The sequence below is a fragment of the Streptomyces sp. NPDC026377 genome, assembly GCF_055567715.1.
In genome coordinates this window covers 214,131-228,492 of record NZ_JBVHPV010000011.1, presented here as the reverse complement: position 1 = coordinate 228,492, position 14,362 = coordinate 214,131, and the positions used below count along the sequence as shown (strand labels likewise).

The window sequence follows — 14,362 nt, the reverse complement described above, 5'->3', positions numbered from 1 at the left end:
ACCGAGAGCGCCCCTACCGGCGCTGGTTTCGCGTCGGATCGTAACGCGCGTAGATGTCGCGTAAAGACCTGTTCGGAAGCCGTTATCGAATCGCCGCGAACAGACGATGAAGTGTCCGGTTACGAACGGTGTCCTTCGAGCAGCGCAGCGGCAGTGAAGAGCTCCACCCCGACCTTGATGGCGGCCTCATCGGCGTCGAAATCGCCCCGATGCAGGTCAAGCCGGGCGTTGGACCCCGGGGTGCGCACGCCGAGACGGGCCATCGCCCCCGGCACGCGCTCCAGGTACCACGAAAAGTCCTCGCCACCCAGACTCTGCTCGGTGTCCTCGATCGAGTACGGCCCTCGGCGCGCCGTCTGAGCCTCGCGCAGCAGTTCGGCCACGGCCGGATCGTTGACCACCGGCGGCACGCCGGGGACATAGTTGATCTCCGGCTTCGCCCCGTGCAGAGTGGCGACCTCGTAGATCGCGGCGTGCACCTTGTCCGGCGCCTCCCGCCAGGCGTCCAGGTCCAGGCAGCGCACGGTTCCGGCCAGCTCCGCGCGCATCGGGATGACGTTGCAGGCGTGCCCGGAGTCGATCCGGCCCCAGGTGACGGCGAGCCCCGCCCGGGCGTCGATGCGGCGGGCGAGCAGCGCGGGCACGTCGGTGACCACCCGGGCGGCGGCGGTCACCAGATCGGTGGTCAGATGCGGGCGGGCGGTGTGGCCGCCGGGCCCGTCCAGGGTGATCTCCAGCCGGTCGCAGGCCGAGGTGATCGGCCCGGTCCGCAGCCCGATCCGGCCCGCGTCCACGCGCGGGTCGCAGTGGACCGCGATGATCCGGCCCACACCGTCGAGCGCGCCGGAGCGGATCGCGTCGGTGGCGCCGCCGGGCAGCACCTCCTCGGCGGGCTGGAAGACCAGCCGGACCGGGTTGGGCAGCAGGCCCTGGCGTTCGAGGTCGGCCAGGACGAGACCGGCGCCGAGCACGGTGGTGGTGTGGATGTCGTGGCCGCAGGCGTGCGCCCGATCGGGGACGGTGGACCGGTACGGCGTGTTGACCTTGGCGTCCGGGATCGGCAGGGCGTCGATGTCCGCCCTGATCGCCAGCATCGGCCGTCCCCCCGTCCAGGTGCCGACATCGCACAGGAGTCCGGTACCGCTGTCGAGGACCCGGGGCTTGAGCCCGGCCGCCTCCAGGCGCTTCTTGATCGCCGCGGTGGTGCGGAACTCCTGGTTTCCCAGCTCGGGATGCATGTGCAGATCCCGGCGGAACGCGACGAGTTCGGCGCGAAGGGGCTCGGGGAGCAACCCGGGCAGCGGGGCTTCCCCGGGCAGCTCGGCTTCGGGTTCGTCGGAGGCGCGCGACATCAACTGGTTCACCTGTTGAAGAGTAGGCCCCTTCAGGGGCCAACTAACCGTCGATCAACAAAAGTTCAGCCCGATAGGGGAAAGAAATCTGTCCTCCCGGCGGTTGTCCGCCCTCCGGGCTGGGTAAACTCGCCGCCCGCTTCTCAGACGGGTCGCAGCGGTTTCCCAGCGCCCTCTCAGGGGGATCTCAGCGCCGTCTCGGCGCACCCGTCCCGGGCCGGGGCGCGGCGGGGCCCGGCCGGGGCTCCTCGCCTCGACCGGACGGCGTCCCGGGGGGCGGGTGCCCGCTCAGGCCGCGACCATGCGCAGCCCGTGGGCGGTCCGGGCCGAGCCGGTGACGTCCGCGAGGAAGCCCTGGGCGCGCGGGGAGGCCTTCTCGGTGAGCCAGCCCGGGTCGATGTCGCAGACCAGCAGCCGCACCCCGGTGCCCGCGAGCGCCGGCGGCAGGGTGTGGACAACGGTCGAGGGAAAGCTGAGGATCGTCCGCCCGACGGGTCCCCGGCGGGCGATGAGCTCCAGCGGCAGGTCCGGCCGGACGATCTCGAGCCCGGTCCGCAGATGCAGGGTGCGCAGCTTGTCCGGGGACTCGCGGCGGTGGGCGAAGTACCGGGTGGCGCCGTGGGTGCGGGCCAGGGCCGCGACCGCCTCCTGATAGCGGTCGGGGTCGACCACACCCGTCTCCACCAGCGAGGTGCCCACCAGGTCGGCGCCCTTGGTGATGCGGGGCGGACCGAACCGGGCCCGGGTCCAGCCGAAGGTGTTCGGGGTGACCGTGACCGCCTCCGGCGCCTGGACGGGCATGGCGCTGAACACCTCGACCGTACGGCCCCGTGCCGGGGTGAGGCGACGGCGCGCCGAGGCGGCGAAGGGGGCGAAGACCAGATCGCGCGCCCCTGCCCGGCTGCCGCGCCGGTGCCAGCGGACCAGCCGCTCGCCGCTGCCGAGCTGGGCGACGAACTCCATGGTGGCGGTGCCGTCGTCGACGACGACCAGGTCACGGGCGCGCGCCACGGTGAGCAGCAGCTGGACGTAGCGCGAGAACGGGTCGCCGATGACGATCCGGTCGGCGCGGCGCAGCAGCGAGGAGAGGCCGCCGATGGTGCGCAGGGGGGCGCTCGGCCCGCCGCGGGCCTCCTCCCAGCGCACCCGCATGCCCTCCTCGCGGGCCAGCTCCGCCATCCGGCGCAGCTGGCCGCGGGACATCGGGTCGGTGGGCGAGAGGACGACGACGGTGAGGTCGTCGTGGCCGGCCGCCGCGCCTTGGGGGCCGCACCGCTGGGCCGGTACGCCGTTCAGGAGCGGGCGGGTGGAATGGGCCCACTCCAGCACGTTGAGCAGCTGGACCGGGCTCTCCACGAAGGCGATCGTGGCGGAGGTGTCCCGAGGCACGGCGGCCGGCCCCGGCTCAGACCGAGGCCGGCGCGCGGTCGGCGCCGGCCACCTCGGCGCCGGCGGCCTCGGCCTCGGCGACGACCCCGCTGACCCGGCGCAGCTTCTTCATCGGGGCGAGCTCCGACTCGTAGACCTTCTTGACGCCGTCGCCGAGCGCGGCCTCGATGGTGCGGATGTCGCGCACCAGCCGCGCCAGGCCGCCGGGCTCGACGGAGGCGGCCTGGTCGGAGCCCCACATGGCGCGGTCCAGGGTGATGTGGCGCTCGACGAACGTGGCGCCGAGGGCGACGGCGGCGAGGGTGGTCTGCAGTCCGGTCTCGTGGCCGCTGTAGCCGATGGGCACGTTGGGGTACTCGGCCATCAGGCTGTTGATCACCCGCAGGTTGAGCTCCTCGGCCCTGGCCGGGTACGTGGAGGTGGCGTGGCAGAGCAGGATGTTGTCGCTGCCGAGCACCTCGACGGCGTGCCGGATCTGCTTCGGGGTGGACATGCCGGTGGAGAGGATGACGGTGCGGCCGGTGGCGCGCAGGGCGCGCAGCAGCTCGTCGTCGGTGAGCGAGGCGGAGGCGACCTTGTGGGCCGGCAGGTCGAACTTCTCCAGGAAGGCGACGGCCTCGGTGTCCCACGGGGAGGCGAACCAGTCGATCCCGCGCTTCGCGCAGTGCTCGTCGATGGCGCGGTACTCCGACTCGCCGAACTCCACCCGGTGGCGGTAGTCGATGTAGGTCATCCGGCCCCACGGGGTGTCGCGCTCGATGTCCCACTGGTCGCGCGGGGTGCATATCTCGGGGGTGCGCTTCTGGAACTTGACGGCGTCGCAGCCCGCGTCGGCGGCGGCGTCGATCAGGGCGAGGGCGTTGCCCAGGTCACCGTTGTGGTTGATGCCGATCTCACCGGTGACGTACACCGGCTGACCCGGTCCGGCGGTGCGGCTGCCGAAGGTGCGCAGACGGTTGCTCATGAGGGGTGTCCTTACTGGGCGGTGGCGGTGGGGAGCGGGGGGCTGGACACAGGGGTGTGGTGGAGCTCGGGTCCGAGGAGCCAGGCGGCGATCTCGCGGATCGCGCCCTCGCCGCCGGGGGTGGCGGTGACCGTGCGCGCGGCGGCGCGCACGGACTCGTGGGCGTCGGCGACCGCGACCGGCCAGCCGACGAGGGAGAAGCAGGGCAGGTCGTTGACGTCGTTGCCCGCGTAGAGCACCCGGGCCGGGTCGACGGCGTTCTCCTCGCACCACTGCTTGAGGGCGAGGTCCTTGCGGTCGACCCCGTGCAGCACGGGGACCCTGAGCTTGCGGGCGCGGGCGGCGACCACCGCGTTCTGCTCGGTGGAGAGGATGAGCAGCTTCAGGCCGGCGCGGCGCAGGGCCGCGACGCCGAGCCCGTCGCCCCGGTGCACGGCGACCAGTTCGCGGCCCTCGGCGTCGATGAGGACCCGGTCGTCGGTCTGGGTGCCGTCGAAGTCGAGGACGACCGCGTCCACCTCCTCGCGGGCCGGGGTGCGCGCCGGGTCGAGCAGCGGCGCGAGCGCGCGGGCGCGCTCCAGGTCGTGCGGGTCGTCGATCTCCAGGACCCGGGCCGGGTCGGTGCGCACCAGCGCGGTGCGGCCGAAGAAGCGGTGCCGGTGGGTGCGGAAGCCCTCGGCTTCCATGGCGTAGGCGGCGCCGGTCTCCAGGAAGTCCTGGGGGCGGTCCTGGCGGCGCGGCCGGAAGGACGTGTCGTGGCCCAGGCCCTCGCCGCCGTCGGGCGACTCGCGCCAGAGGAAGCCGTGGAAGGGGGCGACGGTGACGGCCGTGTCGGCGCCGTCCACGACGACCGCCTCGGCGACGCCCTCGACGTCCTGGTGGCTCAGGAACGGGCTGGTGCACTGCACGAGCAGCACCACGTCGGTGTCCGTGTGCCCTTCGAGGGCGTGCAGCACGGCGGCCTCGCTCGTCGCGGTGTCCCCGGCGATGGCGGCGGGGCGTACGACGACGTGGGCGCCGGCCGCGGCGGCGGCGGACGCGATCGCCGGGTCGTCCGTGGAGACGGCGACATCGGTGACGTGGCGCGCGGCGAGGCAGGCCCGTACCGCCCGGACGACCAGCGGGACGCCGCCGACCGCCGCGAGGTTCTTGCCGGGGACGCCCTTGGAGCCGCCCCGGGCCGGGATCACGGCCAGGACCTTCCTGGGCCGGGCGGTCGTCACGGGCTGCGCGTTCATCAGAGTTCTCCCATCCGGCGGATGACCGGGGCCACGCGCTGCACTCCGTGGCGGTAGGCCCCGCGGGCCGCGTCCCGTACGGCGTCGCGCACCAGGCGTCGTACGCCGGTGGCCTCCGTCTCGGGCGCGGCGCCCGGCAGCGGGGTGCCGTCGGGGGCGAGGTGGTGGCGGGCGAGGATGCCGGGCAGATAGCCGGGCGCGGTGGCGGGCGTGTAGTAGGGGCGCACGGGCGGCAGGCCGGGGCGGGCCAGCAGGTCCGTGATGCGCGCGCGGGCCGCGTCGAAGGCGGTGGCGTACGCCTCGCCGGGCGCGACGCCCTGCGCGGCGAGCCAGCCGGGGTCGGCGACCGGGCGGTGGCCCGCGTCCAGCTCGTCCCAGGAGGCGAGGCAGCCGGAGCCGACGAAGTGGTGGTTGCCCAGGCTCTCGCGCACCCCGAGGTCGGTGAGGACGGCGGTGGGCACCGAGCGGTGCAGGGACTCCAGGGCCGCCGTCGAGGAGACGGTGACGAGCAGGTCGGTGCGGTCCAGGACCTCGCCCATGTTCCCGTACACCAGACGGAAGTTGGGCGGCGTTTCGAGGGAGCGGGCGAGCTTCTGGTAGGGCTGCTCCTCGATGTGCGTGGTGTGCTCGCCGGGCTTGGAGCGCAGCTTCAGCAGCACCTCGCGGCCGGGGTGGCGGCGGGCGTGGCCGATCAGGCGCCGCAGCAGGTAGAGCCGGTCGGCGCGGCTCTCGGGCACCGAGGGCTGGGCGGCGAAGACGAGCGTGTCGCGGCCCGGTTCGGGGCGGTGGGGCGCGCCGCCGAGGAAGGGCAGGGCGGCCTCGGTGACCGCCGAGGCGTCGGCGCCCACGCCCGCGTACACCGCGCGGAACCGCTCGGCGTCATGGGCCGAGTTGGCGAGGACCACGTCGGCGCCGTGGCGCAGCAGCAGGCCGTCGGTGAGCTTCTCGTAGACGACGCCGACGTAGCCGGTGACCAGGACGGGCCTGCGGGTCCCGGCCGGCCAGAGCCGGGCGAGGCCGTGCAAAGCGGCCTGGGCGGCGCCGCCGACCAGCGCGAGGACCACCACGTCGTACGGCTCGCGCTCGACGGCGCGCAGGAACGCGGCCATCGTCACCTCGCGCAGCGCGTCGGCGTCGACGCCGACCTCGGCGAGCTGGCGCGGGGTGGGGGTGGCCCGGCCGCGCAGCAGGAAGCCGCTGAGCCGGGGCGGGCTCCCGGCGATGCGGCGGGCGGTGAGGGCACCCCATTTCCACCGGGTGTCGGAATCGGCGAGAACGGCGATCCGGGGCGCGGTGTCGGTGGGATTCGTAACGGACGGCACGTCGAAGAAGCTAGGAATCCATTCCGTTTGGCGGCCCAACTGGGCCGCAACAGATGGTTAACAGCGCGTCTACGAAAGGGGGAAGAGCCCGGGGAGCGCACCGGTTAACAGCCCGGTCGTCCACTGTTCACCCACCATCCCTCGCCCGGACAGCGCGTATGACGCGGCGCCGCTTTAGCGTCACCCGGGTGGTCAAGCTCTCCGTGGTCGTGCCGTTCTACAACGTGCGCGCCTATGCCCCCGACACCCTGAGAAGTCTGCGCGACAACGCGCGCGAGGACTTCGAGTTCCTGCTGGTCGACGACTGCTCCTCGGACGGTACGGCCGCGCTGCTGGCCCGCGCCGGGCGCGAGCTGCCCGGTGCGGTGGTCCTCACGCACGAGAAGAACGGCGGTCTCGCCACCGCGCGCAACACCGGCATCGACGCGGCCCGCGGCGAGTACGTCACCTTCCTCGACGGGGACGACTGGCTGGCGCCGGGCTACTACAGCCAACTCGTCGCCGCCATCGAGGAGTTGGGCTGCGACTTCCTGCGCACCGACCACGTCCAGTGCACCGGCACCCGGCGCTCGGTGCAGCGGGTGCCGCACGGACGGCGCGGCGAAGTACTGGACCCGCGCGCGGCGATCCTGCCGGCCACCCGCTCCACCTCGGTGGACTACGCGTTCGCCTGGGCCGGGATCTACCACCGGCGGCTGGTGGAGCGGGGTCTGCTGCACTTCACGGACGGGCTGCGCACGGCCGAGGACCGGCCGTGGATCTGGCGGCTGCACCGGGAGGCGGAGTCCTTCGCGGTGCTGGGTCTGCTCGGTGTCCACTACCGGCGCGGAGTGGCGACGTCGCTCACGCAGATAGGAGACGTGCGCCAGCTGGATTTCCTCCGGGCATTCGACCAGGTGATCGAGGAAACGGCCCGCGATCCCCGCGCCGGGGAACTGCTGCCGAAGGCGGTACGGACGTACTGCGCCATCATCTCCCACCACCTGGGAAACAGGGAAAGGTTCGAACCGGCCGTGGCTCGCGAACTGCGGAACAGGAGCGCGCGGGCGCTGAGGAGAATGCCGCAGGACGTCCTCAAGGAGGCGCTGGACTCGATGGACTCGGGCCGCGCCTCCCGGCTGCGGCGGCTGCGCGGCCGGACCCCCTCCCGCACCTCGGCGGGGGCCGCGGCCTGATGCGTACGACGCAGATATTCCTGGCCACGACGGTGTACGGGACGGCGACGCTGGCCGCCGCGATCGACAGCGGCTGCTTCGGCCCCGCCGACCGGCGCCTGCTCCTGATCAGCAACAACGCGCCCGTACCGGAGACTTCGCCCGCCCTCGACACCCTGCCGGGCTTCGCGTCCCTGCGCGGGCGCTTCGACGGGGTGCTGTCGTGGAACGACACCATCGCGCCGATGCACCCGGCCGGCTGGTCGCCGCGCGCGGACGACGTGCCGCTGTGGGAGCGGCAGTTGCGGCGCGCCTGGGACCTCGGCGACGACCGGATCGAGCTGGCCGTGGAGTCCATCCAGGTCAACCCGGCGGGCGCGGTCGCCCAGCTCTTCCCGGACGCGCCCCTGCACGTGTACGCGGACGGGCTGATGAGCTACGGCCCCACCCGCAACAAGCTGGACCCGCTGGTGGGTTCGCGGGTGCGGCGGGTGCTCCACCTGGACCTGGTGCCGGGCCTGGAGCCGCTGCTGCTGGGCGAGTTCGGGGTGGGCGCGGAGGTGATCCCGACGGCGGCCTTCACCAAGGTGGTGGGCGAGCTGTCCGCCGAGGGCGCCGGCCTCGACGTGCCCGAGGGCGCGGCCCTGCTGCTCGGCCAGTACCTGGCCGCGCTCTCGATCCTCACCGAGGCCGAGGAGGAGGCGCTGCACCTCGCCATGGTGCGGGGCGCCGCCGCGCGCGGCCACCACCGGCTCGTCTTCAAGCCGCACCCCTCGGCGCCGCCCGCCTGGACCGAGGCGCTGCGCGCCGAGGCCGTGGCGCTGGGGGTGGAGCTGACGGTCCTGGAGTACCCGCTGCCGGCGGAGGTGCTGTACGAGCACCTCGCCCCCGCGCTGGTGGTCGGCTGCTTCTCCACCGCCCTGCTGACCGCGTCCGCGTTCTATGGCCTCCCGGTCGCCCGCACCGGCACGGAACTGCTCCTGGACCGCCTCACCCCGTACCAGAACAGCAACCGGGTGCCGGTGACGCTGGTGGACGCGCTGCTGCCGCCGCTGGAGGGCGGGACGCCGCGGCCGCCGCACGACCCGGCGGCGCTGCTGGCGGCGGTCGGCTACGCGATGCAGTCCGAGATCCGCCCCGACCTGCGCCCCGCCGCCGAGCACTACCTCGCCCACCACCTCACCCCGTACACCTGGCGCTACTTCAAGCGCCGCCGCCTGACCACCCTGGGCCTGCCGGGCGCCGTCCCCGCCCAGCTCGCCTTCATCCCGCGCAACGCGGCGGTACGGAGACTGGCGCGGCGGGCGCGGGCCGTCAGGCGACGGACGCGCTGAGGGCCGCTCCGACCCGCGCCAGGTACCCGGCGAGCCCCTGGGCCGTCTCGCCCGCCCACCCCACGTAGCCGTCCGGGCGGACGAGGAAGAGCCCGCGTCCGTACGGCTCGTACGCGTCCAGGGTGTGGACGTGGACCAGCTCGCTGTCCACCGCCGGGGGCTCGGTGCCGATGGCGAGGAGGGTGAAGTGCGGGCCGCTGAACAGGTCGAAGAGGCGGCCCTCGGGCAGGACGCCGTCGGGCGCGCGGTCCCCGGCCTCCAGGGTCCCGGCCCGGCCCGCCGAGAGCGGGCCGCCCCGGTAGCCGATGCCGAGCTGCTTGACCACGTTGCCGCGCTGACTGTCCCCGCCCAGCAGGGCCTGGCGGTGCAGCCGGGTGCTGATGCCGAGGACGCCCGCGGCGACCGGCCGCCGCTCCGGCTCATAGGTGTCGAGCAGCTCGGCGGGAGCGCCGTGCCGCAGCACCTGGCCGAGCTTCCAGCCCAGGTTGTAGGCGTCCTGGACGCTGGTGTTGAGGCCCTGGGCACCGGCCGGGGAGTGCACATGGGCGGCGTCCCCGGCGAGGAAGACCCGGCCCACCCGGAACCGCTCGGCCAGCGCGGCCCGGGGCCGGAAGTCCGAGGCCCAGACGACTTCGGTGATCTCGTCGGCGGTGACCGGCGTACGGGCGGCGATCAGCTTCCGTACGCCCTCGGGGCTGGTGTCCGGCGCCGTCTCGACGTCGTCGTACTGGGCGACCATCTGGAACAGCCGGGGGGCGCCCGGCAGCGGGCAGAGCACCAGGGCGCCGCCGTCGCCGCCCGCCCAGACGTGCCAGTGGTCCTCGTCGACGAACGCGTCCGGCGCGACGACCACGTCGGCCACCAGCATCGGCTTGGGGTCGACCGGCTCGCCGTGCATCGCGACGCCGAGCAGTCTGCGCACGGTGGACCGGCCGCCGTCGGCCGCCACCAGCTGGCGGGCGCGGACCTCGCGGCCGTCCGCGAAACGGGCCGTGACCGCGTGCTCGTCCTGGTCGAGCCCGGTCAGCTCGGCGCCGAGGACGACCTCGCCGCCGAGGGCACGCAGACGGTCGTGAAGCAGCTCCTGCAAGTGCGCCTGGCCGATGAGCAGACCGTTCGCGTATGGGGTCTGCTCGGTGGGCTCCGAGCGCTCCATCATGTCCCACTCGCGCCCGCGCGTGGTCCCGTCCGGGCCCTCCCAGGCGAGCATCCGGGGGTACTCGCGCCCGGCCGCGCGGACCGTCTCCAGGAGGCCGAGGTCGTGCAGCACCTCCTGGGTGCGCGGCTGGAGGCCCTTGCCCCGGGAGCCGGGGAAGAGCCGGCCGGCCTTCTCGACGAGCAGGGCGGGGACGCCGCGGCGGGCGAGGTCGATGGCGAGGACGAGGCCGGTGGGGCCGGCGCCGCAGATGAGTACGTCCACGTCGATGGGGGCGGGAGCGGGGACGGGGGCGCCCTCGACGCTGTCCTTAACGCTGTTAAGTTCCATGCCGGGGAGCATGTGCTTAACGGTGTTAAATTGTCAAGGTGGCTACGACGAGAATCGACCGGGCGCTGGTCGCCGACACCGCGCTGCGGCTCCTGAACGAGGTGGGCCTCGACGGGCTCACCCTGCGGGCGATCGCCAAGGAGCTGAAGGTCCAGGCGCCCGCGCTCTACTGGCACTTCAAGAACAAGCAGGCGCTGCTCGACGAGATGGCGACGGTGATGTACCGGCGGATGGCGGGGGACGCGCCCGGCGTCCCCGGCGTCCCTCCCGACGCGCCCTGGCAGGAGCAACTGGCCGGGTACAGCCGGGCGTTGCGGGCCATGCTGCTCAGCTACCGCGACGGCGCGAAGGTGTACGGGGGCGCCCGCTTCACCGGCACCGACCACGCGGGGGCGCTGGAGGGCCTGCTGTCCGCGATGGGCGCGGCGGGCATCGGCCCGAGCGAGGCGGCGCTGGCCGGGACGACGGCGTACGCGTACACGATGGGATTCGTGGCGGAGGAGCAGGGGATGGGGGCCGAGCCGTTCGACGTGGGGGCGCGGGCGGCCCGGCTGTCGGAGTACCCGCTGGCGGCGGCGGTCGGGGGGGATCTCTTCGAGGGGTACGGGGAGAGGTTCGAGGCGGGGTTGCGGGTGGTGATCGCGGGGATCGAGGGGGTGTATGGGGGTGCGGCGGGGCCGGGCTGAGCGCGCGGGTCCCCTGCGGGGCGGGGCGGGTGGCCGATCGCGGGGTTCCTCGCGTTGCTGGGGGCCGGGTCTTTGTGTGCGGGCCGGGGGTGAGTTGCTCGCGCAGTTCCCCGCGCCCCTGGGGGCGGGTGTTTGCGTGCGGCCCGGTGGTGGGTTGCTCGCGCAGTTCCCCGCGCCCCTTATGGGGCGGAAGTTCGTCTGCGGCCCGGTGGTGGGTTGCTCGCGCAGTTCCCCGCGCCCCTGCAAGGCCCGGACTTCGACTGTCGGCCGGTGGTGGGCTGGTCGCGCAGTTCCCCGCGCCCCTTATGGGGCGGAAGTTCGTCTGCGGCCCGGTGGTGGGTTGCTCGCGCAGTTCCCCGCGCCCCTTCAAGGCCCGGACTTCGACTGTCGGCCGGTGGTGGGCTGGTCGCGCAGTTCCCCGCGCCCCTCAAACCAGCGGTCGTCTGTGGGCCGTATTCGCTTCTCGCGCCGTTCCCCGCGCCCCTGAAAGCCCGGCCTTCGCCGGCGGGTCGGCGAGAGCTGGCCGCGCCCCTGGTTGCCCAGGGGCGCGGGGAACTGCGCGAGCAAGCCACCACCGGCCCGCAGACAAACGCCCGGCCCGACAGGGGCGCGGGGAACTGCGCGCGCAACCCACCACCGGGCCGCACACAAACACCCGGCCCACCGGCCCGCAGACGAAGCCCGGGCAACAAGCAGGCCCCCTCAGAACGCCTCGCGGGGTTCGTGCGTGCCCCACACCTCCCGGAGGGCTCCGCACACCTCCCCCACCGTCGCCCTCGCCGCCAGGGCCCTCTTCATCGGGTACAGGACGTTCTCCGAGCCTCCGGCCACCCGGCGCAGCTCCTCCAGGGCCGCGGCCACCGCCGCCCCGTCGCGGCCCGCGCGCAGCGAGGCCAGGCGGGACGTCTGGCGCGCCTCGATCGCCGGGTCCACCCGCAGCGGCTCGTACGGCTCCTCCTCGTCGAGGCGGAAGCGGTTCACCCCGACCACCACCCGCTCCCCGGCGTCCGTCTCCCGCGCGATCCGGTACGCCGAGCGCTCGATCTCGCCCTTCTGGAAGCCCTGCTCGATCGCGCTCACCGCCCCGCCCAGGTCCTCCACCCGCTCCATCAGCCCCAGCGCCGCCGCCTCCACGTCGTTGGTCATCGACTCGATGACGTACGAACCGGCGAACGGGTCGACGGTCGCCGTCACGTCCGTCTCGTACGCGAGGACCTGCTGCGTACGCAGGGCCAGGCGCGCGCTCTTGTCCGTGGGGAGCGCGATCGCTTCGTCGAAGGAGTTGGTGTGCAGCGACTGGGTGCCGCCCAGCACCGCCGCCAGGCCCTGCACGGCGACCCGGACCAGGTTCACCTCGGGCTGCTGGGCGGTCAGCTGCACCCCGGCGGTCTGGGTGTGGAAGCGCAGCATCCACGACTTGGGGTTCTTCGCGCCGAAGTCCTCCCGCATCACCCGCGCCCAGATCCGGCGCGCCGCGCGGAACTTGGCGACCTCCTCCAAAAGCGTGGTGCGCGCGACGAAGAAGAACGACAGGCGCGGGGCGAAGTCGTCCACGTCCATCCCGGCCGCGACCGCCGTACGGACGTACTCGACGCCGTCGGCCAGCGTGAACGCGATCTCCTGCGCGGGCGAGGCCCCCGCCTCGGCCATGTGGTAACCGGAGATCGAGATCGTGTTCCACCTCGGCATCTCGGCCCGGCAGTACCGGAAGACGTCCGCGACCAGCCGCAGCGACGGCCCCGGCGGGAAGATGTAGGTGCCGCGGGCGATGTACTCCTTGAGGATGTCGTTCTGGACCGTGCCGGTCAGCCGGTCCGCGGGCACGCCCTGCTCCTCGGCGACCAGCTGGTACATCAGCAGCAGCAGCGCGGCGGGCGCGTTGATCGTCATGGAGGTCGAGACCTCGCCCAGCGGGATGCCGTCGAACAGGACCCGCATGTCCTCGACGGAGTCGACGGCCACCCCGACCCTGCCGACCTCGCCGTGCGCGAGCGGCGCGTCGCTGTCGTGTCCCATCTGGGTGGGCAGGTCGAAGGCGACCGACAGGCCGGTGGTGCCGTGGGCGATGAGCTGCCGGTAGCGGGCGTTGGACTCGGCGGCCGTGCCGAAGCCGGCGTACTGGCGCATGGTCCAGGGGCGTGCCGTGTACATCGTCGGGTAGACACCCCGGGTGAACGGATACCCGCCCGGCTCACCCAGCTGCCGGACCGGGTCCCACCCGTCGAGGGCCCGCGGCCCGTAGACCGGGTCGAGAGGCAGACCGCTCTCGGTGCGCCGGGCACCGTCCGGCTCGCGCGCCATGGGCTCCGCCTCGCTTCCTCGACGGCTTCTTGCAACCGTTCTGCCCGGAAAACAGTCTCTGGGATCACCAGAGGGAATATCAGGGGGGCGACGATGCGCCGGAACCATCTCACCACTGTCATAGCCAGAACGCTCGCCGCGGCCACGGTCCTGACCGTCACCGCCGCGTGCGGTGCCCAGACCGACAGGGCGTCGGGGACCACCGCCGACCACAGGTCGGGGACCACCGCCGACCACAAGCCCACCGCGCAGGCGCCCTCCTCGGCGTCCGCGGCGGACACCGCCAACGACCACCAGCCCGAGACCGCGGGCCGTGCCGAGGCGGCGGTCGCCGCATCGCACACGGCCACGACCGCCGCGAGGGCCCAGCCGAAGGTCCTGATGGCGGCCGGTTCGCGGGGCGCGCAGGTCAAGGAGCTCCAGGCCCGGCTCGCCCAGGTCGGCTGGTTCGACGACACGCCGACGGGGACGTACGGCAGCGTCACCACCGCCGCCGTCAAGGGCTTCCAGGGCAAGCGCGGCCTGCCCGCCACCGGCTCGGCCGACACCGCCACCTGGCAGCGGCTGGCCGTCATGACGACCAAGCCGACCCGCCAGGAGCTCGACGGGAAGGCCGTCAACAAGCCGAAGACCAAGCTGGACAAGCGCTGTATGACCGGCCGCGTGCTGTGCATCAGCAAGACCACCCGCACGCTCAACTGGGTCGTCAACGGCAAGGTGCAGTCCTCGATGGACGTCCGGTTCGGCTCGCAGTACACGCCGACCCGCGAGGGCTCCTTCAAGGTCTTCCTGAAGAGCAGGAACCACGTCTCGTCGATCTACCACACGCCCATGCCGTACGCGATGTTCTTCAGCGGCGGCCAGGCCGTGCACTACTCCTCGGACTTCGCCAAGCGCGGTTACGCGGGTGCCTCGCACGGGTGTGTGAACGTGCGCGACAAGGCGAAGCTCGCCAGGCTCTTCGACCAGGTGAAGGTGAACGACAAGGTCGTCGTCTACTGGTGAGCGCCGTCCGGCGGTGAGCGCCGTCCGCCGATGGGCGGGCGGTCCGGCCCGGTGGCCGGGTCCTCGTGATCCGGCCACCGGGCCGACCGCTGTCCGGGCCGACCGCTGTCCGGGCGGAAGAGGGAGGGCGC

General features: G+C 73.4%; 11 protein-coding genes. 4 read left to right on the top strand and 7 right to left on the bottom strand.

The genetic code is table 11. The annotated features are described in order from the left end of the window. Nucleotides 1-119: 119 nt before the first annotated feature. The 5 genes from ACZ4MU_RS23450 to ACZ4MU_RS23430 all read right to left on the bottom strand — a co-directional run bounded on the left by ACZ4MU_RS23450 (nucleotide 120) and on the right by ACZ4MU_RS23430 (nucleotide 6,226). Entirely contained in the window at nucleotides 120-1,352 is a 1,233-nt protein-coding gene (locus ACZ4MU_RS23450; protein ID WP_467879865.1) for an amidohydrolase, read from the bottom strand. Nucleotides 1,353-1,640: 288 nt separating this feature from the next. After that, nucleotides 1,641-2,708 (bottom strand): hypothetical protein, encoded by a 1,068-nt coding sequence (locus tag ACZ4MU_RS23445; protein ID WP_467879745.1) that lies wholly within the window; start codon nucleotides 2,706-2,708, stop codon nucleotides 1,641-1,643. A 49-nt stretch (nucleotides 2,709-2,757) separates the two neighbouring features. Continuing rightward, entirely contained in the window at nucleotides 2,758-3,705 is a 948-nt protein-coding gene (locus ACZ4MU_RS23440; protein WP_467879743.1) for an N-acetylneuraminate synthase family protein, read from the bottom strand. A gap of 11 nt (nucleotides 3,706-3,716) precedes the next feature. After that, on the bottom strand, nucleotides 3,717-4,943 hold the full coding sequence (locus tag ACZ4MU_RS23435) for a cytidylyltransferase domain-containing protein (protein ID WP_467879740.1): 1,227 nt from the start codon (nucleotides 4,941-4,943) through the stop codon (nucleotides 3,717-3,719). After that, nucleotides 4,943-6,226, bottom strand: coding sequence for a DUF6716 putative glycosyltransferase (locus ACZ4MU_RS23430; RefSeq protein ID WP_467879862.1), 1,284 nt, complete (start codon nucleotides 6,224-6,226; stop codon nucleotides 4,943-4,945). The genes ACZ4MU_RS23435 and ACZ4MU_RS23430 overlap by 1 nt, the downstream gene beginning before the upstream one ends. Nucleotides 6,227-6,453: 227 nt before the next feature. Between ACZ4MU_RS23430 and ACZ4MU_RS23425 the strand changes: the two genes are divergently transcribed. Then, a complete protein-coding gene (locus ACZ4MU_RS23425) occupies nucleotides 6,454-7,440 on the top strand; it encodes a glycosyltransferase family 2 protein (protein ID WP_467879737.1) in 987 nt (328 codons plus the stop codon). Beyond that, on the top strand, nucleotides 7,440-8,753 hold the full coding sequence (locus tag ACZ4MU_RS23420) for an alpha-2,8-polysialyltransferase family protein (RefSeq protein ID WP_467879735.1): 1,314 nt from the start codon (nucleotides 7,440-7,442) through the stop codon (nucleotides 8,751-8,753). The genes ACZ4MU_RS23425 and ACZ4MU_RS23420 overlap by 1 nt, the downstream gene beginning before the upstream one ends. On the opposite strand, the gene ACZ4MU_RS23415 is transcribed toward ACZ4MU_RS23420, so the two are convergent. After that, nucleotides 8,734-10,239, bottom strand: a complete 1,506-nt coding sequence (locus ACZ4MU_RS23415) for an FAD-dependent monooxygenase (protein ID WP_467879733.1) — start codon at nucleotides 10,237-10,239, stop codon at nucleotides 8,734-8,736. The two genes, ACZ4MU_RS23420 and ACZ4MU_RS23415, sit on opposite strands and share 20 nt — an antisense overlap. Before the next feature lie 38 nt (nucleotides 10,240-10,277). On the opposite strand from ACZ4MU_RS23415, the gene ACZ4MU_RS23410 reads away from it, so the two are divergent. After that, nucleotides 10,278-10,925 carry a TetR/AcrR family transcriptional regulator C-terminal domain-containing protein gene (locus ACZ4MU_RS23410; RefSeq protein ID WP_467879730.1) on the top strand — a complete coding sequence of 216 codons (648 nt, stop codon included), beginning with the start codon at nucleotides 10,278-10,280 and terminating at the stop codon, nucleotides 10,923-10,925. A 702-nt stretch (nucleotides 10,926-11,627) separates the two neighbouring features. Here ACZ4MU_RS23410 and ACZ4MU_RS23405 read toward each other — a convergent pair. Continuing rightward, nucleotides 11,628-13,226, bottom strand: a complete 1,599-nt coding sequence (locus ACZ4MU_RS23405; protein ID WP_467879728.1) for an acyl-CoA mutase large subunit family protein — start codon at nucleotides 13,224-13,226, stop codon at nucleotides 11,628-11,630. Between the two features lie 93 nt (nucleotides 13,227-13,319). Here ACZ4MU_RS23405 and ACZ4MU_RS23400 point away from each other — a divergent pair, with 93 nt between their 5' ends. Further along, on the top strand, nucleotides 13,320-14,231 hold the full coding sequence (locus ACZ4MU_RS23400; RefSeq protein ID WP_467879725.1) for a L,D-transpeptidase family protein: 912 nt from the start codon (nucleotides 13,320-13,322) through the stop codon (nucleotides 14,229-14,231). The last annotated feature ends 131 nt before the right edge of the window (nucleotides 14,232-14,362 follow it).